General features: G+C 60.6%; 1 protein-coding gene. It reads right to left on the bottom strand.

The window, feature by feature from the left end; all coding sequences use genetic code 11:
- On the bottom strand, positions 1 to 833 hold an 833-nt coding region (locus P7F28_RS07750), incomplete at both ends, for a CpaF family protein (protein ID WP_277183935.1).

Below are 833 nucleotides of genomic sequence, written 5' to 3'. Positions count from 1 at the left end.
CGCGTTGTAGGTCGTAATCGTTATCTTTGAAGCCTCGGATTTCGAGAATCTCGGAGACGTGCCGCATCTCGCCGGTGCGCTTGAAGTGCACAACGTAGTTGAAGCAATCAGCGATGTTCTTGCGCATGTCTTCCAGTTCCCAGCGCGACCCGTTGGGGATACCGAGCATGGCGAGCGATTCGAGACGGCTGAGCGCGGTGCGCCCGTTGTTGGCGTGGATCGAGGCCAGTCCGCCGTCGTGGCCGGTATTGAGCGCCTGCAGGAGGTCATAGGCTTCGCCGCCGCGCACTTCGCCCACGATGATCCGGTCGGGACGGAACCGCAGGCAGAGCGCGACCAGCAGTTGCGTCGTCACATTCGTATCGGCGTTGGAAAGCAGCCGCACGCGGTTGGGCACGTGCAGCTTCAATTCCATCGTGTCTTCGATCGAGATGACGCGCTGGTCGGCCGGGATCTGCTCGATGAGCGCGTTGAGAAAGGTCGTCTTGCCGGCGGACGTGCCACCCGCGACCAAGATATTCATGCGGGACTGGACAAGCGCGACGAGTGCACGCATCAGCGCTTCGTTCTCGATGCCGTCTTCGAAATGAATGGGCTCGGCGAATTCAGGCCGGGCGTTGGCCGCTGCAAAGGCGCCCATGCTCACGTAGTCGGATAGCGCAAGCTTCGATTCACGGTGCTTACGGATGCTGAGTGCGTGACCGTCGATCGAAGTCGGACTCATCACGGCGGCAATACGCAGGTTCTGGTGACCCGCGTTGATAATGCCCTTGTCGCTCCCGGCTTTTGCTGACTTTTCGACGGAGGACGCCAGAGAATGGATAGCGCCTTCC

It is taken from the genome of Caballeronia sp. BR00000012568055, assembly GCF_029439455.1.
Taxonomy (GTDB): domain Bacteria; phylum Pseudomonadota; class Gammaproteobacteria; order Burkholderiales; family Burkholderiaceae; genus Caballeronia.
Note: the sequence above shows the minus strand (reverse complement) of the source record. Positions and strands in the feature narration are given on the sequence as shown.